The 16,474-nt window shown below is 64.6% G+C and carries 16 protein-coding genes and 2 pseudogenes; 11 read left to right on the top strand and 7 right to left on the bottom strand.

Annotation, left to right across the window (positions count from 1 at the left end; translation table 11 throughout):
* Nucleotides 1-16 precede the first annotated feature (16 nt).
* Nucleotides 17-1,254 (top strand): annotated as a pseudogene (locus AC56QQ_RS04025) (MFS transporter).
* 289 nt (nucleotides 1,255-1,543) lie between these two features.
* On the opposite strand, the gene AC56QQ_RS04020 reads toward AC56QQ_RS04025, so the two are convergent.
* Complete coding sequence (locus tag AC56QQ_RS04020) at nucleotides 1,544-2,506, bottom strand: cupin domain-containing protein (RefSeq protein WP_497125634.1); 963 nt, start codon at nucleotides 2,504-2,506, stop codon at nucleotides 1,544-1,546.
* Between the two features lie 213 nt (nucleotides 2,507-2,719).
* On the opposite strand from AC56QQ_RS04020, the gene AC56QQ_RS04015 reads away from it, so the two are divergent.
* The 3 genes from AC56QQ_RS04015 to AC56QQ_RS04005 all read left to right on the top strand — a co-directional run bounded on the left by AC56QQ_RS04015 (nucleotide 2,720) and on the right by AC56QQ_RS04005 (nucleotide 5,067).
* On the top strand, nucleotides 2,720-3,490 hold the full coding sequence (locus AC56QQ_RS04015) for an alpha/beta fold hydrolase (RefSeq protein ID WP_497125633.1): 771 nt from the start codon (nucleotides 2,720-2,722) through the stop codon (nucleotides 3,488-3,490).
* Nucleotides 3,491-3,642: 152 nt separating this feature from the next.
* Nucleotides 3,643-4,503 carry an alpha/beta fold hydrolase gene (locus tag AC56QQ_RS04010; protein WP_497125632.1) on the top strand — a complete coding sequence of 287 codons (861 nt, stop codon included), beginning with the start codon at nucleotides 3,643-3,645 and terminating at the stop codon, nucleotides 4,501-4,503.
* Nucleotides 4,504-4,572: 69 nt separating this feature from the next.
* Complete coding sequence (locus AC56QQ_RS04005) at nucleotides 4,573-5,067, top strand: DUF302 domain-containing protein (protein ID WP_497125631.1); 495 nt, start codon at nucleotides 4,573-4,575, stop codon at nucleotides 5,065-5,067.
* Nucleotides 5,068-5,292: 225 nt separating this feature from the next.
* Here AC56QQ_RS04005 and AC56QQ_RS04000 read toward each other — a convergent pair whose 3' ends face one another.
* From AC56QQ_RS04000 to hemC, 6 genes are all read right to left on the bottom strand, one after another.
* Nucleotides 5,293-6,009, bottom strand: a complete 717-nt coding sequence (locus AC56QQ_RS04000; protein WP_497125630.1) for a glutamine amidotransferase — start codon at nucleotides 6,007-6,009, stop codon at nucleotides 5,293-5,295.
* A 15-nt stretch (nucleotides 6,010-6,024) separates the two neighbouring features.
* The gene (locus tag AC56QQ_RS03995) at nucleotides 6,025-6,504 is read right to left on the bottom strand and encodes a tellurite resistance TerB family protein (RefSeq protein WP_489858446.1); all 480 of its coding nucleotides are present in this window, start codon (nucleotides 6,502-6,504) and stop codon (nucleotides 6,025-6,027) included.
* A 36-nt stretch (nucleotides 6,505-6,540) separates the two neighbouring features.
* Nucleotides 6,541-8,139, bottom strand: a complete 1,599-nt coding sequence (locus AC56QQ_RS03990) for a heme biosynthesis protein HemY (RefSeq protein WP_497125629.1) — start codon at nucleotides 8,137-8,139, stop codon at nucleotides 6,541-6,543.
* 10 nt (nucleotides 8,140-8,149) lie between these two features.
* Nucleotides 8,150-9,622, bottom strand: coding sequence for a COG4223 family protein (locus AC56QQ_RS03985; protein WP_497125628.1), 1,473 nt, complete (start codon nucleotides 9,620-9,622; stop codon nucleotides 8,150-8,152).
* Between the two features lie 110 nt (nucleotides 9,623-9,732).
* Nucleotides 9,733-10,449, bottom strand: a complete 717-nt coding sequence (locus AC56QQ_RS03980; RefSeq protein ID WP_497125627.1) for a uroporphyrinogen-III synthase — start codon at nucleotides 10,447-10,449, stop codon at nucleotides 9,733-9,735.
* A gap of 2 nt (nucleotides 10,450-10,451) precedes the next feature.
* Nucleotides 10,452-11,378, bottom strand: coding sequence for a hydroxymethylbilane synthase (gene hemC, locus AC56QQ_RS03975; protein ID WP_497125626.1), 927 nt, complete (start codon nucleotides 11,376-11,378; stop codon nucleotides 10,452-10,454).
* Between the two features lie 216 nt (nucleotides 11,379-11,594).
* On the opposite strand from hemC, the pseudogene tsaD reads away from it, so the two are divergent.
* The 7 genes and pseudogenes from tsaD to AC56QQ_RS03940 all read left to right on the top strand — a co-directional run bounded on the left by tsaD (nucleotide 11,595) and on the right by AC56QQ_RS03940 (nucleotide 16,455).
* Nucleotides 11,595-12,682, top strand: a pseudogene (tsaD, locus tag AC56QQ_RS03970) (tRNA (adenosine(37)-N6)-threonylcarbamoyltransferase complex transferase subunit TsaD).
* Between the two features lie 26 nt (nucleotides 12,683-12,708).
* Nucleotides 12,709-13,710: an NAD(P)H-dependent glycerol-3-phosphate dehydrogenase gene (locus AC56QQ_RS03965; protein WP_497125625.1), complete on the top strand. Its 1,002-nt coding sequence runs from the start codon at nucleotides 12,709-12,711 to the stop codon at nucleotides 13,708-13,710.
* 36 nt (nucleotides 13,711-13,746) lie between these two features.
* Nucleotides 13,747-14,043, top strand: a complete 297-nt coding sequence (locus AC56QQ_RS03960; RefSeq protein WP_489858452.1) for a YciI-like protein — start codon at nucleotides 13,747-13,749, stop codon at nucleotides 14,041-14,043.
* Nucleotides 14,044-14,143: 100 nt separating this feature from the next.
* Entirely contained in the window at nucleotides 14,144-14,569 is a 426-nt protein-coding gene (locus tag AC56QQ_RS03955) for an EVE domain-containing protein (protein ID WP_256751992.1), read from the top strand.
* Complete coding sequence (locus AC56QQ_RS03950; protein WP_489858453.1) at nucleotides 14,566-15,222, top strand: class I SAM-dependent methyltransferase; 657 nt, start codon at nucleotides 14,566-14,568, stop codon at nucleotides 15,220-15,222. The genes AC56QQ_RS03955 and AC56QQ_RS03950 overlap by 4 nt, the downstream gene beginning before the upstream one ends.
* 51 nt (nucleotides 15,223-15,273) lie before the next feature.
* A complete protein-coding gene (locus AC56QQ_RS03945) occupies nucleotides 15,274-15,690 on the top strand; it encodes a DUF1761 domain-containing protein (protein ID WP_497125624.1) in 417 nt (138 codons plus the stop codon).
* The gene (locus tag AC56QQ_RS03940; protein ID WP_497125623.1) at nucleotides 15,691-16,455 is read left to right on the top strand and encodes a glycosyltransferase family 25 protein; all 765 of its coding nucleotides are present in this window, start codon (nucleotides 15,691-15,693) and stop codon (nucleotides 16,453-16,455) included. It abuts the gene before it with no gap.
* Nucleotides 16,456-16,474 lie beyond the last annotated feature (19 nt).

Raw genomic sequence — 16,474 nt, 5'->3', positions numbered from 1 at the left:
AACGGGGCCTCCGTCCATGACTGCCGCACAAACCTCGCCGGACCAGCGCTACGCCGCGTTCCGCCACCGTTCTTTCCTGAGCTATTGGGCGGCGCGTTTCCTCACCACATTCGCCACCATGATCGTTTCCGTCGCGGTCGGCTGGCAGATGTATGACCTGACCCGCGACCCGCTCGATCTCGGTCTGGTCGGCATCGTCCAGTTCCTGCCGTCGCTGGTGCTGGTGCTGGTCACCGGCGCCGTCGCCGACCGCTTCGGCCGCCGGCTGATCATGGCGCTGGCGGTGGTGCTCGAAGCCATCTGTGCCCTGGCGCTGCTGCTCCTGACGCTGCGCGGCATCAGCGGACCGCTGCCGATCTTCGCCGTGCTCGCCATGTTCGGCGTCGCCCGCGCCTTTTTCGGCCCGGCCTCCGCATCGCTGTTCGCCAATCTGGTGCCATCTGAGGATTTCGCCAATGCCATCGCCTGGAACTCGTCGGCCTGGCAGACCGCGATCATCGTCGGCCCGGTCGCCGGCGGCCTGCTCTACGGCGTGTCGGCGGAAGTCGCCTATGGCACCGCCGCCGCGCTCATGCTTGCGGCCGGGCTGCTGATCTTCACCATCCCGAGGCCCGCCCAGCGCAGCGAGACCGACAAGCCGACGATGCAGACCCTGTTTGCCGGTTTCGGCTACATCTGGAGCGAAAAGATCGTGCTTGGCGCCATCTCGCTCGATCTGTTCGCGGTGCTTCTGTCCGGTGCTGCGGCACTGCTGCCGGTCTACGCGCGCGACATCCTGCAGCTCGGCCCCTGGGGTCTCGGCCTGCTGCGCTCGGCCCCGGCGTCGGCGCCATCTGCGTCGCCATCTGGCTGGCCGGCCATCCGATCCGCAACCACGCGGGGCTGATCATGCTCGGCTTCGTCGCCGCGTTCGGCGCCTTCACCGTGCTGTTCGGCCTGTCGACGATCACCTGGCTGTCGATCGTCGCACTCGCCTGCCTTGGCGCCACCGACATGTTCAGCGTCTACATCCGGGAGACCTTGATCCAGTTGTGGACGCCCGATCATGTGCGTGGCCGCGTCAACGCCGTCAACCAGGTCTTTGTCGGCGCCTCCAACGAGCTGGGCGAATTCCGCGCCGGCACGATGGCGGCGTTGATCGGCACGGTGCCGGCCGTCGTGATCGGCGGCGTCGGCGCGATCGTCGTCGCCGGGCTGTGGATGGTGCTGTTCCCGCAACTGCGCAAGGTCCGCCATCTCGACGGGCGCAACTGATTCAGCGCCGGATCCAGGCCGCTGGATCCGGCGCTCAGGCCAATCAGGCTGCGCCGACTTACGGCTGATTTGGGCCGCAAGCAGACTGTCCACTACTAGAGCAATTACAGGAAAAGTGTGAAACGGTTTTCCGTCCGAAATTGCGTAAAAACAAAGAGTTAGAGCGGTTCGCCGTTTCCGTGAAACGGTGAGCTGCTGTAGATGGCAACCTCGAGAAAGTGGTCGTCGCGCCTGTGGAGCCGCCCCGCCCGCCCGTCGCCAGACCTTCCAGAAGACACCTTGGTCGAGGTCAATCGACGACTTCTGCTTCCAGATCGTCCCCTTGCCTTCGGCCACCGTCAGAGCGACGAATTGCTCGGTAACGGCCAGGCGATAGGCCGTGATGTCGATGGAACAGCTTCGAAAACGCGGCCGCGGTCTCGTAGCCGACACGGGTCGCAATCCGTGCAATCCCCTCGTCGCTTGTTTCGAGCAGAAACGCGGCCTCCGACATCCGGCGTGCGATCAGATAACGGTACATGGACTGGCCGACGAGGTTGGTGAAGCGAGCTGAAAACGCCGAGCGACCGAGCCCCACGCGGAGCCCTAGGTCGCCAAGGGTCCAAGGTTGATCCGGTCGTTCGTGGATCAACTGAAGCGCCGGTCCTATGTGCGGGTCCGCCATCGCCCCCAGCCACCCGCCTTCTCCGGGGCCGAGCGACTTGATCCAGCTTCGCAACACCTCGACGAAGAGCACTTCAGTCAGACGTGAGAGCGCGGCGCCTTGTCCGGGACGCTCGAACGCCGCCTCGCTCACCATGCGTTGCAGGATCGCCTCGAGCCATCCTCCGTCTTCCGTCGGCTTCAGGAGAAGCAGGGGCGGAAGCAATTCCAAAACGCTACCGCGCGACGGCCGTGCCACAGTGAAATTACCACAGATCATCGTCGCGAGCGGCTGCCCGCCGCCTCCATGACGAACCAGGCCAAGACGCCCGGCTAGTCGATCGATGTCGACAATCTGTACCGGCTCCGTCCGGCTATCCGAGTAAATCACATGGGGCTCGCCACGCGTGACGACAACAAAGTCGCCCTCGGTCATGTGGAGCTCTCGTCCTTGTTCAAGCGCGAGGGTAGCCGAACCACGGCTGAGATAGTGGAACAGGGCATAGGGGCGCTTTGGCAAGGCGAGATTCCAGGGATGGCCGAGTTCGAAGTGGAACAGCAAGGTTCCGCCAAAACGAACGCGATCGAGCACTTCAGCGAGGATGTCCATCTTTCCGATGTTAATACGACGGACGGTCAGACACAATATTCGGACGATTGAGGCCTAACGTCCAAATGCTCCAACGTACTAGTTGATCGCAAGTCAGCCAACCGGTCGCGCGGCAACCATCACCCGAACGGCAGATGGGAGAACCGCGACTGTTGCCGACACGCCTGCCTTTCCCCGGACGCGCGTCGTCCGTCATCCCAACAGGAGCAATCAATGCGAAATCTTCTACTCTCAGTCGCCACCCTCCTCATGGCCGGCGCAACAATTGCCGCCCCCGCCCTATCAGCTCAACTGCCTAAAGGGGCGGCGCACAATATCGTGCTCGTCCATGGCGCTTTCGTCGACCAGACGAGCTGGAAGCCTGTTGCCGATATCCTCACGAAGAAGGGCTACAAAGTAACGCTCGTCGAAAATCCGCTCACCTCCCTTGAAGCAGACGTTGATGCCACCAAACAGGCGCTCGCGAGACAGAACGGCAAGACCGTCCTCGTTGGCCACTCCTGGGGCGGTGTGGTCATCACGCAGGCAGGTGACGATCCCAACGTCTCGGCGCTCGTCTACGTCTCCGCATTCGCGCCCGACGTAGGAGAATCTCTGGCGAGCCTGGCCAAGAGCGGTCCGGCAACCGAAGGCGCAGCGGCGATTCATCCCGACGAAAAGGGCAACCTCTACATCGATCCCAAAGTGTTTCCTTCAGCAGTTGCGGCTGACCTTCCTCCGGAGATCGCCGAATCCTTGGCAAATCATCAGCTCCCGTTGAACCACACGGCGTTCGAGGCTCCCGTCGACAAGGCAGCTTGGCACGACAAGCCGACGTTCTATGTGATCAGCACGAAGGACAAGGTCATCGCACCCGAGGTCCAGAAGATCTTCGCCAACAGGATGAAGGCACAGACGACGGAGGTCGCCGGCAGCCATGCCTCCCTGGTCGTCCACGCTAGGGAAGTCGCCGCGGTGATTGAAAAGGCCGCACTCGTGAAGTGACGATACCGCTCCCGGCACTTTCGTGCCGGGAGCACCGCGTGTGCTCGGCGGACTACGGAATGCCTTGGACCGCGAGCGGCTCAGACCTGGCCAAAACCGCACCAGCTACTCTCGCTCAATTGTTATTTTATGCCAAGCATCCGGAGGATGACATGACTGAGTTCGACACCGCGAGCCAGGACGACGCCACGCTAGAAACGGCGGCCACCCGTTACATCGAAGGCAGCGGTATCCGCTTTGCCTATCGCCGCCTCGGCCCATCGACCGGAACGCCGTTGGTTCTCCTGCAGCATTTCTCGGGCAACATCGATGCATGGGATCCCGCCGTCGTCAATGTCCTGGCCGCCGATCGACCGGTGATCGCTTTTGACAACGCCGGGGTCGGCCGCTCGACAGGACAAACGCCGGACAGTATCGAGGCGATGGCCCGAGACGCGGTCGCCTTTATCAACCTGCTCGGCCTCTCCCAAGTCGACCTGCTGGGCTTTTCCCTCGGCGGCTGCGTCGCGCAGCAGATCGCCGCCGAGCACGGAACGCTGGTCCGCAAGCTCATCCTCGTCGGCACCGCTCCGAGGGGCGGAGAGGAACACCTATTCGCGGTTCTGCAGGACGCGTTTTCCCAAACCGACGCGCCGGACCCCCGCCTGCCGCTATTCTTCACGAAGTCGTCCGCCAGCCAGTCGGCCGGCCGAGCGTTTCTGAAGCGGGCGAAGGCGCGTAAGGAAGATCGGGATACCGATAACGGCGGCGCGGTGACGGACCCGCAGGCCAAGGCGCTTACTACCTGGTGCGCCACACCTGATCCCGAGCACGCCATTCTGCGCGCCATCCGCCAGCCCGCCCTCGTGGTCAGCGGCAGCCACGACGCCATGTTGCCGGCGAACAACGCCTACGCAATGTTCAAGGCTCTAAGCAACGCCCAGCTGGTCCTCTATCCCGATTCCGGCCACGGCGCCCTGTTTCAGTACCACGAATTGTTCGTCAGCCACGTCCGGACCTTCCTGGAAGCGTAGTTCGGCGGCTGCATAATCCCGGCGCGATCGGTCGCACCCTTGTTCTTGAGAGCTGTTGCGGAGAAAGAAATGACAATCGCAAAGGTCGAGGTTGAGCGTTTCAGCCTGACGTGTTCCAAACCATTCGACGCCGTTGTGGCTGCGCTCAAGTCGGCGGTCGGGCAACCTGACATGGTCGAATTTTTCAAAGCGACGAGGGCTGCAAATTCCTTCTCGGATTTGGAGCGCGTTGTGCAAAACGGCCTAGGCCGCACAGGTCTCATGCTTTTCGCGGAATTCGACTTGGGTGCCATTCTGCGCCGCGAAACTGGACGCGACACTCCTAAGAGCATGCGGTTTTTGGTGGGCAATCCACTCATTATGAAAGAAATGGTCAAGCACGTTCCCGATGCTGGATCTTACGCCCCAGTCACAGTCCTTCTTGATCAACGTCCCGATGGTGTGCATGTCTCCTATGACAAAATGGAGAGTTATCTGCTCTCTTATGGTAGTTTGGAGGCTCTTGCTGTCGCCCGCAATCTTGATGCGAAAATCACAACCTTGTTACGCGAATGCGCAAACTAAACTCTCGTGATGACGCTTCAGACGGATGGAAGTGAGAGTCCGACCCTAAAACGCATGACCTCTCGCGATGCATGGCAACCATGGCGCGACGGCTTTGAGGAAAGGGGGCGCCGAAGCGACTGTGGGCTCGGTGACCACCACTTCGAACGACCGGTATGAGAGCGGTCGTCCACGCCTCGTTGCCTTTGGGTCAAGCTCGGCCGTTCAGAGTAGTTGGGTTCAACTCTAGCGCATCACCGGCTTGCCGAAGATCATGCGCAGGAATTCGTCCAGCCAGCGCTTGAGATGCATGTCCCAGATCAGCCGGCCGCCGAGATGATCGCGGCCGGGCTGCGCGCCTGGCAGCTCGAAACGGTGGGCGCCGCGCACCACCCAGCGCTGCATCATCATCCGGGTCAGTTCGCCATGGAACTGGATGCCCCAGGCATTGTCGCCATAACGGAAGGCCTGGTTGGGATAGGTCTCCGCCGTCGCCAGCAGCGTCGCGTCGCTGGGCAGCGAGAAGCCCTCGCGATGGAACTGATAGACCATGTCAGGCCAGTGCATCAGTTTCCTGCCGGCTTCGGTCGCCTTCAGCGGATACCAGCCGATCTCGACCAGCCCTTCGCCGTGACCCTCGACCTTGCCGCCGAGATGGTTGACCAGCATCTGCGCGCCCAAGCAGATGCCGAGGAACGGCCGGTTCTCCTTGAGCGGTATCTCCAGCCAGTTGGTCTCGCGGCGGACGAATTCGTCCTCGTCATTGGCGCTCATCGGCCCGCCGAACACCACCGTGCCGGCATGGCCATCCAGCGTTTCCGGCAGGACATCACCAAGCGGCGGACGGCGGATGTCGAGATCGAAACCCTCTTCCATGAGCATGTGGCCGACGCGTCCGGGGCTCGAATTCTCCTGATGCAACACGATCAGGATCCTGGGCTTCGAACTCGTTCTGGGCGGCATGGGAAGGCGAAAACCCTATTCGTCTGCGGATGTTCCGGTGGCGCCCGGTGCATGCGCCGCCGCCTTGCGGCGCGCTTCGATGCGGTCACGGCGTTCGACGCCGATCAACTCGGCGACGCGCCAGACGGTGTTGTCTTCCAACTCATGCAGTTCGCCATCGGCATAGACCACTTCCCACATCAGGCCGATGAAGGCCTTGCGCGCATCGGCATCGAGGTGACGCTTGAGCACGCTGGTGAAGGCATAGAGATCGATCGCTTCATTGTCGGCCCGCTCGCCGGCGGCGACCAGCGCTTCGAGTTCAGCGCCGCTGATCGAGTAGCTCTCGCCCAGCACCGCCTTGAACCGTTCCCACTCGACATCCTGGCGCACACCATCGGCATTCATCACATGGTAGAGAAGCGCCGACGCGGCGATGCGCGGGTCGTCCGTGCTGGCGCGCGTGCCGGAGCCGGTCGGCAAATCCTTCAGAAATGATAGAACGCGTTCAAACATCAATTCATTCCCAAATAGCCGGACAATCGACCCGGTTCAAAACAGGCGGAAGCGGCGCGGCGATTTTTCCACTTCCTCATCCGGATCGACGCCGGGATCGTCCGGCAACCGCGCAAGTTCCTCGGCCGGCTCGACGGCCTCGGCATCGGCCGGCACCGCGGCGAAGGCTGCCGCCGTGATCGGCCTGACTTGGTCCTCGTGGCTCTCGGCTTCCTTGCCCGCTGCCTCGCGCGGACCGGTGTCGTCGATCACCTCGACTGGCCTTTCACTGGCCGGCTTTGCCAGCGCTTCAATGACCGGTACCGGACTGGCTGGTGCATCATCGTGGCTGTCGATCAGCTGACCGAGCCGCTCCATCGGCGCGCGCCACTCGAAGGCATCGAGCCTGCCGGTGACCGGCGATACCGGCGCCCAGCGCTCGGAAACGACGCCGTCGGCGACCCAGGCCGGATCGCGTGGCGCCCGCACCGCCTTGGACAAGAGCTGCCGCACCTTGCCCTGGTCGCCGGTCTCGGCCTCCTCGATGTCGGCCAGGAGCAGATAGGCGCCCTCGCGGCGGTCCATCCTGATCGCGGCCTCGGCCTCGCGGCGGGCGGTCGAAAAATCCTGCGCGTCGAGAGCGGCGCGCGCCACCGTCATCGACGACTCCGCGTGGTTCTTCTTCATCTCCTGAAGCTTCTTCGCCCGGTTGAGGCGGTCGAGCACGGCATCGCCGGGCCTTGCATGGGTATAGAGTTCGGCGATCTCCGGGTGCGGCTCGGCCTTCCATGCCGTCTCGAGGATTTTCGAGCCCTTGCGAACGTCGTTCTGCTTGAACAGCGCCGCGGCGGCGGCAACGGCGGCGGGGGCGAAGTCCGGCCGCAGCCGGTTGGCCTCGATCGCCGCGGTCCTGGCAGCGGCTGGATCGCTGCCGGCGAGCGCCTGAGCCTTGGCGGTCAACAGCACGGCGCGACGGCGGTTGGCGGCGTCGCGTTCGATCTGCCGCGTCGATTTCTGCGCGTCGACCAGTTTCAGCGCCCCGTCCCAATCGCCGCGCGCGGTCAGCTCTTCCAGCGTCGATTCGGCCGCCCAGGCCAGTTGCGGTGCCACGGCGGCGGCGCGGCCGGCATAATGCCCGGCGGCGTTGCGGTCGCCGAGGCGTTCGGCTTCGAGATAGAGCCCGCGCAGGCCGAGCAGCCGCATTTCGGGATCGTCGAGCATGCTCTCGAATTTTTGGCGCGCGCCTTCATGATCGCCTTCGAGCAGCGAGGCTTGCGCCTCGAGCAGATGGATCAGCGGCTCCTGGTCGGAACGGATCAGCTTGGCCGCTTCCTTGGTCTTCTTGCGGGCCAGCGCGCCATCGCCGGCGCCGGCGGCGATCATGCCAGTCGACAGCGCCTGGTAGCCGCGGTCGCGGCGGCGCACGCGGAAATAGCGCGAGATTGTGTAGGGGCTGTTCCACAGCGACTTGACCAGCCACCAGAAGATCATCACCGCGGCCACGACGGCCACGACGGCCACCGCCGCCACCATCAGGCTGACCTGGTATTGATAGCCATTGAAGGTGACGACCATGTCGCCCGGCCGGTCGGCCAGCCAGGCAAAACCCAGTCCAAGCGCGAAAACGACGATGAGGAAGGCGAGCAGGCGGATCATTGTGTTGCCCTCATGCCTTCATCGCGCTGGAGATCAGTGCGTCCACTTGGGTTTCGACCTCGATGCGTGCCTTCAGTTTGCCGGCAAAGTCGGCGCCCGCTGCCTTGGCGGCTTGCGGCAGCGTATCATACTCGCTGAGCGCCTTGGCATAGTCGCCCTGATTGACCGCAACCTCGATGCGCGCGACGGTCTCCGGCGCGCCGGCACCCTCGACGGCGCCGATCGGCCTGACCTTGACCAGCGATTCGGCGCTCGACAGCAGGTTCTGCAGCAAGCCGGCATTCTCATCGACAGGCGTTGCGGCGGCGACCATCGCGTTGGCGGCGGCATCCATCTGCGATGCGATCTCGGTGCGGGTCGGAACACCCTTTTCGGCATAGGGGCGCAAGGTTGCGATCTCAGGCGCGTTGGGCGAGATCGCGGCAAACGTATCGAGTTCAGCCGCGAACGGCGCGCCGCGTTCGAGCGCCGACTTCAAAGCCGACGCGGCAATGGCGAGCGCGATCTTGGGCTGTCCAGCCTGCGCCTCCACCTTGCCGGAAAGCTGCGACACCGACTGTTCGAGCGCGGTGAGCCGGCCATCCTGTGCTGTCGCCGCCTCACCCGCTGATTTCACCAGCGCCTCGAGGCCAGCCAGTTTCTCGTTGAGCGGGCCGAGATCGACAGGAGCCGCGTTGCCGGCCTTGCCAAGCGCGGCGACCGCGGTTTCGATCTGCTTGACCTTGTCACCCAGTGCGGCAAGCCCGGCGGTGTCGCCCGCTCCGCCGGATTCGACCGTCGATTTCAGCGCCGCGATGTCCGTCTTGACCTGATCGAGCGCCGCCGACAGCCCGTCTACCTTGGCCGACGCGTCGGTGTTGCCACTTGTCTCCTTCAGCCCGGCAATCTCGGTCTTCAGTGAAGCGATCTCGCCATTGACGCCATCGAGCGAAACGCCGGAGCCGGAGCCAGGCGCGCCGAGCACCCCGGCGAATTGTAGGCCACCGGCGCCGACCAGCGCGATGACACCGCCGATGATGCCGGCAGCGATGCCGTTGAGGCCGCCACGCTTCGGCTGAACTGCCATCGATTCGCTCCTCGCCTCGGCTTTCCCCGGCGCCGCTTTGGTCTCGGCGGTCCTGGTGGTCTCGGCGGTCCTGGTGGTTGCGTCATCAAAGCCGTAGTCGAAGGCCTTGGCGCGGTTGGGCGGCGCATCCGAACCGGGATAAGGCAGCTCCGGTTCGGCGGCTTTGGCCCCGGTATCCGCCGGCGCGTCCGCTACAGCTGACCCTGCGTTGGTGGCATCGGCATGCTCCCAGGGCTCGAGATCGGTCTGGTCGGCATGCACCGGCTCTTCGGGAACCTCGGCCGGCGTTTCTTCGGCGCCCGCTTGCGGCCTGGCGGCTTCCTCGTCGGCGATGCGCGAGACTGCACCGGGCTCGAGTTCGATGGTCACCGGCTCCCGCCGGCTTTTCGAGTGTCGCATCTTCGGCGTCTTGACCATGCCTGGGCTCCGCAAAATTCGCTACGTCTCAACGCCGGGCGGCGCTTGATGGTTCAGAAAGGGTCTAGCACATCACCAAGCGGTGAAAAGGGGCGGTGTGATGACGCGGCTCAGCGCCGCGCCTGCAAAAGGGCCAGCAGCGTTTCCTCATCGGGCTGTTCGGCAATGCGGAGTCTCGCGCTGGCCGTACCGTCAAGGGCGGCGGCGATGCGCGCGGAAAGGGCGAAAAACCATGTTTTTTCAAAGAGCCTTTGCAGGGTGGGCCGCAAGGTCAGGGCCTGTAGCGCCTGAGCCGCCTTGGCCGAATAGAGCAGCACCGCGTCGGCGGGCTGGCCCGAGAGACGCGCAAGCACGGCTTCGTCCGGATAATCAACCGCGAGCGTGTCATAGGTCTCGACGGCCTGGACGTGAACACCAGCCGCTTCCAGCCTCTCTTCGAATGCTGGAAACCGCACCCGTCCACAGAGATAGACGATGGTCTTGCCCGGGACATCGCCGGCCAGGCTGTCGGCCAGGGCTTCGGCATCGCCTGGGCCTTCGCTGACGGACAAGAACCCTGCTTTGCGGGCGGCTTCCGCGGTCCTCTTGCCGACGGCATGACAGGGCAAGGCGGCAAGCGCCGCCATGATTTCTTTCGGCGCATGGCGCACGGCATTGGCGCTGGTGATGGCAACCGCCGCGGCGCCGGCCTCGGGCGGATCGGCAGCGACAGGCATTGCGACAGTCGCGGTGAGCGGCAACAGGATCGGCTCGAAGCCCCTGTCCCGCAGCAGCGACATCGTGCGCGATGCGCCCGGTTCCGGCCGCGTCACCAGAACGCGAAGCATCGTCAGGCCCAGCCGTCGAAGAACTTTTCGCCGGCCTTCGCCCGCACCGTTCCGGCGGCTTCCGCGCCGATGCGGGCGGCATCCTGGGCCGGGCCCCGCAGCTCGACTGTGTGCGACTGCGTGCCGTCGGGCGAGATGATCAGCCCGGCGAAAGACAGCAGTTCGGCCTCGATGACGGCATGACCGGCGATCGGCGTGCGGCAGGAGCCATCGAGTGCCGCCAGAAAGGCACGTTCGCAGGCCAGCGCCTGTCCGGTCGGCACATCATGGATGGCCGCCAGCATCTTGTCCGCGTTACCATCGCCGATGCGGCTCTCAATGCAGATCGCGCCCTGGCCCGGCGCCGGCGGGAAGATGTCGAGCGGCATCAGGTCGGTGATGACATGGTCGAGCCCGAGCCGCTTCAGCCCGGCATGGGCGAGGATCGTGCCGGCGGCGACGCCTTCGTCCAGCTTGCGCAGCCGCGTCTGCACATTGCCGCGAAACATCACCACGTCGAGATCCGGCCGCATCCTGCGGATCAGCGCCTGCCGCCGCAGCGACGACGAGCCGATTTTTGCCCCTTGCGGCAGGTCGGCGATGGTCTTCGCCGCCTTGCCGACAAAGGCATCGCGCGCGTCCTCGCGCGGCAGGAAGGCACTGAGTTCCAGACCGTCGGGCAGTTGTGTCGGCATGTCCTTCGACGAATGCACGGCGATGTCGATCCGGCGCGCGAGCAGCGCCTCCTCGATCTCCTTGGTGAACAGCCCCTTGCCGCCGGCTTCCGACAGCGGCCGGTCCTGGATGCGGTCGCCGCTGGTCGAGATGACGACGACCTCGAACGCCGCCGCCGGCAGGCCATGCGCGGCCATCAGCCGCGCCTGCGTTTCATGCGCCTGCGCCAGCGCCAGCGGGCTGCCGCGTGTTCCGATTCTCAAGATTGTTTGCATGGCGCGCGGTCCGTGATAACCCCCCGGGCAAATGGAGGTCTGTCGAGATTCAGGTCAGGCCGAGCCGAAAATGGTGGTTCCGGGAACCGGAGCGGGCGTACCTTCGGGTACGTGAGCAGCGCGGAAACCGCCATTTGCAGGCCGGCATCACCTGAATATCGACAGACCTCCTAACGGGGAAAGCCCGACGATACAATCTCTGGGGACAGCGACCAATTGATCCGCGTTCTGGGCATTGAGACGAGTTGTGACGAGACCGCCGCCAGCGTCGTGGCGCTGGACGGCGATGCCGCGCCAAAAATCCTGTCCAACATCGTGCTCAGCCAGATCGAGGAGCATGCCGCCTTCGGCGGCGTCGTGCCGGAGATCGCCGCGCGCGCCCATGTCGAGGCGCTGGACGGCATCGTCGAGGCTGCCCTTGCCGATTCGGGCGTCGACCTCGCCGACATCGATGCCATCGCCGCGACCGCCGGTCCCGGCCTTGTCGGCGGCCTGATTGTCGGGCTGATGACGGCCAAGGCGATCGCCGCCGCCGCGGGCAAGCCGCTGATCGCCATCAACCACCTCGAAGGCCATGCCTTGACCGCACGGCTGACCGACGGGCTCGATTTTCCCTATCTGCTGCTGCTGGTCTCCGGCGGCCACACTCAGATCCTCGCCGTGCGCGGCGTCGGCGACTATCAGCGCTGGGCAACCACCATCGACGACGCGCTCGGCGAAGCCTTCGACAAGACGGCCAAGATGCTCGGCCTGCCCTATCCCGGCGGACCAAATGTCGAACAGGCGGCACAGGCCGGCAATGCCTCGCGCTTTGCCTTTCCCCGTCCGATGAAGGGTTCGGCGCAGCCCGACTTCTCCTTCTCCGGTTTGAAGACCGCCGTGCGCCAGGCGGCGACCGCCATTGCCCCCTTGAGCAACCAGGATGTCGCCGACATCTGCGCTTCGTTCCAGGCGGCGGTCGCGGATGCGCTGGCCGACCGTGTCGCGCGTGCGCTTTCGCGCTTTCGCGAGACATTTCCGGGCAAAAAAACCCGGCGCTGGTCGTCGCCGGCGGTGTCGCCGCCAACCGCACCATCAAGGCGACGCTGGAACGCCAGTGCGCCGAGGCTGGCTTCACCTTCGTCGCGCCACCGCTGAAGCTTTGCACCGACAATGCGGCGATGATCGCCTGGGCCGGTATCGAACGGTTGCGCGAAGGCATGGCGCAGGAGAACGGGTTCGACTTCGTGCCGCGCTCGCGCTGGCCGCTGGACGGCATCTCGACGCCGATGGTCGGTTCCGGCCGGCGTGGAGCCAAGGCATGAATGATCGAGCCCTGAGCAGTCGAGACATGAGCAGTCCGGGCAAAACCGGCTGGCGCGTCACCGTCCTTGGCGGCGGCGCCTGGGGCACGGGGCTGGCGCTGGCCATGTTGCGCGCCGGCCATTCGGTGCGGCTGTTCGCGCGCGACCCGGAAACCGTCGCCTCGATCGGCCGTGGCGAGAACCCGCGCTATCTGCCCGGCATCGCCATCGCGCCCGGCATCGAGGCGACGAGCGACATCAAGGCAGCGCTCGCCGGCGCTGATTGCGTGCTGGCGGTGACGCCGGCGCAATCACTGCGGGCAACGCTGGCGCTCGCGAAAGACCGTTTGCCGCGCGGTATTCCGCTCGTTCTCTGCGCCAAGGGCATCGAGCGCGACACTGGCGCCCTGCTGTCGGCGATCGTCGAGGAAGTCTTGCCGCAAAATCCTGTCGCCGCCCTGTCGGGCCCGAGCTTCGCCACCGATGTCGCCCGAGGCCTGCCGACGGCGGTGGTGGTGGCTGCCCGCGACGAAGCTCTGGCCGCCGACCTTGCCGCCCGCTTTTCCGCCGAGAACCTGCGCTGCTATTCGAGCAACGACCTCATCGGTGTCGAGATTGGCGGCGCCTTGAAGAACGTCTTCGCCATCGCCGCCGGCGCGGTCACCGGCGCCGGGCTTGGCGCCAGCGCCCAGGCCGCCATGGTGACGCGCGGTTTTGTCGAGCTGCGCCGCATCGGTGCTGCTTTCGGCGCCGGGCCCGAAACCCTGATGGGGCTTTCCGGCCTCGGCGACCTGCTGCTCACCTGCTCCTCCGCCCAATCACGCAACTTCGCCTATGGGCTGGCGCTCGGGCAAGGCAAGCCGCTGGCCGGACTGCCGCTCGCCGAGGGCGTGCCGACGGCGGCAATCGCTGCCCGCATCGCCAGCGAGCGCAACATTGATGCGCCGATCATCACCGCCGTTGCGGCCATTCTGGACGGCACCATCACCATCCAGCAGGCCGTGACCGCCTTGATGACCCGGCCGCTGAAGACCGAAACCAACGATTGATCCCCACGACTTTGATCCAACGACCAGGAGAAGACCATGCTGTTTGCTTTGATTTGCAAGGACAAGCCCGGAAGCCTGCAGGTGCGCCTCGACACGCGGCCCGCGCATGTTGCCTTTCTGGAAGGATTGAACGGCGACAAGAAGCTGGCTTTTGCTGGTCCGTTCCTTGATGCCGAAGGCAAGCCCGACGGCAGCCTCGTGGTCGTCGAGGCGCCGGACTTGGCCGCGGCCCAAGCCTTGTCGGCCGCCGACCCCTACGCCAAGGCCGGGCTGTTCGAAAGCGTCGAAATCCGCCAGTGGAACTGGACGTTCAACAAGCCGGCGGCTAGTTAATTCCGGTCGCTGGCGAGCGAACGCCAGAGCAATTCCAGGAAAAGTGTGAAACGGTTTTCCGTCCGCAATTGCGTCAAGACAAAGAGTCTAGGAGGAGCAAATGAACTACTGGCTGTTCAAATCCGAACCCTCGGTCTTCTCCTTCGAGGCGTTGAAGGCCAAGGGCAAGGCCGGCACGCAATGGGATGGGGTGCGCAACTACGCCGCGCGCAACAACATGAAGGCGATGCAGATCGGCGATCTCGGCTTCTTCTACCATTCCAACGAGGGGCTCAACGTGGTCGGCATCGCCGAAGTCTGCGCGCTTGCCCATCCCGACACCACGTCGGACGATCCGCGCTGGGAATGCGTCGACATCCGCGCCTTCAAGGATGTGCCGAACCCGCCGACGTTGGAACAGGTCAAGGCCAACCCGAAGCTTGCCGAAATGGCGCTGGTGCGGCTCGGGCGGCTTTCGGTGCAGCCGGTGACGCCGGCCGAGTGGAAGGAAGTCTGCCGCATGGGCGGCCTGACACCCGCCCCGTGACGGCGCTCACGCCAAACAGCGCCAAGCAGTTCATCCTCGACAACACGGCGCTGATGGCGCCGCCGCATGTGCCGGAGCTTCTTCTGCACCTTGCCGACGAAGCCCATGATCTGTGGCAGCGGACCGAGGACGAGCTGGTCGAGATCGGGCTGCCACCGCCCTTCTGGGCATTTGCCTGGGCCGGTGGCCAGGGTCTTGCGCGCTATGTCATCGACAATCCCGATACAGTGCGGGGCAAGCGCGTGCTCGATTTCGCTTCCGGCTCCGGCCTTGTCGCCATCGCCGCCGCCAAAGCGGGTGCCGCCGAGGTGGTCGCCACCGACATCGACCCGTTCTGCGCGACCGCGATCCGTCTCAATGGCGAGGCCAACGGTGTCCTGATCGACTTCCTCGGCACGGATTGCATCGGGACCGACGCGGGCTGGGACGTGATCCTGGCCGGCGACGTCTTCTATGACAAATCCTTCGCCGACCGGTTGATGCCGTGGTTCGCGACACTCAAAGCGCGCGGCGCCGAGATCCTCGTCGGCGATCCCGGCCGGTCGTATATGCCGAAGACGGGGCTGGAACCGCTCGCGGTCTATCAAGTCGCCGTCACACGGGCCTTGGAAGATTCCCTGGTCAAACGCACGACCGTCTGGCGGTTTGCTTGACGCCGTCGCCGAACAGGCGTTTCCATCAATCTGCATCTGGAGGGGAAGCTCATGGATTTTTCAGCGGTGAACTGGCTGGCGGTGATCGCCGCGGCCGTGCTGGCGTGGCTCTTCGGCGCCGCCTGGTACATGGCCTTGAGCAAGCCGTGGCTGAAGGCCGCAAAACTCGATCCGGCGACAATGAACAGATCGCCGCTGCCCTTCGTCATCAGCTTCATCGCCGAACTGGTCATGGCGTACATAATGGCCCTGGTCGTCGGGGCGATGACCGGCGGCGAGCCGACATGGCTCGCCGGACTGGTCTTCGGCTTCGTGCTGTGGCTGGGTTTCGTCGCGACAACGCTCTCGGTCAACCATCGCTACGAGAATTTCGGCTGGGACCTGACCCTCATCGACGGCGGCCACTGGCTGGGCGTGCTGCTGATCATCGGCGCTGTGATCGGCTGGTTCGGCGCCGCGGCAAGCTGAATGAACGGCGGTGCTTTGATGCTGGCGGATGAGTCCGGATTTCCTCGCGACCTGGTGTTCACCCGGGTCTGTCACGTCAAGCAGGGCTACGAGGACCGGCGCCGGCACATCGTCAAGGAGTTCGGGCGGCGCGGGGTTCCCGTTTACTTCTACACCGACTGGGACCAGCCGGAGGTCACCCCGGACATCCGCGCCGAACTGATTGCCCCCGACTTTGTCCACCCGGCGCGTGTCTCGCTGGCGCTGAAGCATGTCGGCATCTGGCGCGATTTCCTCGAGACCGACCTGCCCTATTGCCTGGTTTTCGAGGACGACGTGTTCCTGGCCCGCGACTTTGTCGCCAAGTTCCGGCAAGGGCTGACCGAACTCGGCGACCCCACGCGCAAGGCCGTCATCTATCTTGGCAATGGCAGCAACTACTACACGCCGATCTGGAAATTGCGCAGGGGCCAGAAGCTTTATCCGGCGCTCCATGCCAGATGCGCCGATTCCTACCTCATCACCCGCCCTGTCGCCGAAGCCCGTTGCGGCTGGATCGCCCAGAACAAGATATCCAGGCCGATCGATCATCAGATCGAACAAATGGACGACGAACTGGGGATTGAAATGCTGTGGTTCGAACGGCCGATTGCCGAGCAGGGCAGCGAAAACGGCGCTTTCCCGACCTCGGTCGCCGGCAAATCGCATCCGCTGCTGTACAAGAAACTGCAATGGAACTGGAAGAAGTACAACCGCATGATCTTCGGCCACAACGCCCGCTCTTGAGCGAAAGGACAGGCGACGG

The sequence above is a fragment of the Mesorhizobium sp. RCAM 05099 genome (assembly GCF_059683685.1).
Note: the sequence above shows the minus strand (reverse complement) of the source record. Positions and strands in the feature narration are given on the sequence as shown.

Excerpts from the sequence above, each read along its gene's own strand:
- AC56QQ_RS04020 (WP_497125634.1), bottom strand. The coding sequence starts at position 2,506 with ATGGACATCCTCGCTGAAGTGCTCGATCGCGTTCGTTTTGGCGGAACC.
- AC56QQ_RS04015 (WP_497125633.1), top strand. The coding sequence starts at position 2,720 with ATGCGAAATCTTCTACTCTCAGTCGCCACCCTCCTCATGGCCGGCGCA.
- AC56QQ_RS04010 (WP_497125632.1), top strand. The coding sequence starts at position 3,643 with ATGACTGAGTTCGACACCGCGAGCCAGGACGACGCCACGCTAGAAACG.
- AC56QQ_RS04005 (WP_497125631.1), top strand. The coding sequence starts at position 4,573 with ATGACAATCGCAAAGGTCGAGGTTGAGCGTTTCAGCCTGACGTGTTCC.
- AC56QQ_RS04000 (WP_497125630.1), bottom strand. The coding sequence starts at position 6,009 with ATGCCGCCCAGAACGAGTTCGAAGCCCAGGATCCTGATCGTGTTGCAT.
- AC56QQ_RS03995 (WP_489858446.1), bottom strand. The coding sequence starts at position 6,504 with ATGTTTGAACGCGTTCTATCATTTCTGAAGGATTTGCCGACCGGCTCC.
- AC56QQ_RS03990 (WP_497125629.1), bottom strand. The coding sequence starts at position 8,139 with ATGATCCGCCTGCTCGCCTTCCTCATCGTCGTTTTCGCGCTTGGACTG.
- AC56QQ_RS03985 (WP_497125628.1), bottom strand. The coding sequence starts at position 9,622 with ATGGTCAAGACGCCGAAGATGCGACACTCGAAAAGCCGGCGGGAGCCG.
- AC56QQ_RS03980 (WP_497125627.1), bottom strand. The coding sequence starts at position 10,449 with ATGCTTCGCGTTCTGGTGACGCGGCCGGAACCGGGCGCATCGCGCACG.
- hemC (WP_497125626.1), bottom strand. The coding sequence starts at position 11,378 with ATGCAAACAATCTTGAGAATCGGAACACGCGGCAGCCCGCTGGCGCTG.
- AC56QQ_RS03965 (WP_497125625.1), top strand. The coding sequence starts at position 12,709 with ATGAGCAGTCCGGGCAAAACCGGCTGGCGCGTCACCGTCCTTGGCGGC.
- AC56QQ_RS03960 (WP_489858452.1), top strand. The coding sequence starts at position 13,747 with ATGCTGTTTGCTTTGATTTGCAAGGACAAGCCCGGAAGCCTGCAGGTG.
- AC56QQ_RS03955 (WP_256751992.1), top strand. The coding sequence starts at position 14,144 with ATGAACTACTGGCTGTTCAAATCCGAACCCTCGGTCTTCTCCTTCGAG.
- AC56QQ_RS03945 (WP_497125624.1), top strand. The coding sequence starts at position 15,274 with ATGGATTTTTCAGCGGTGAACTGGCTGGCGGTGATCGCCGCGGCCGTG.
- AC56QQ_RS03940 (WP_497125623.1), top strand. The coding sequence starts at position 15,691 with ATGAACGGCGGTGCTTTGATGCTGGCGGATGAGTCCGGATTTCCTCGC.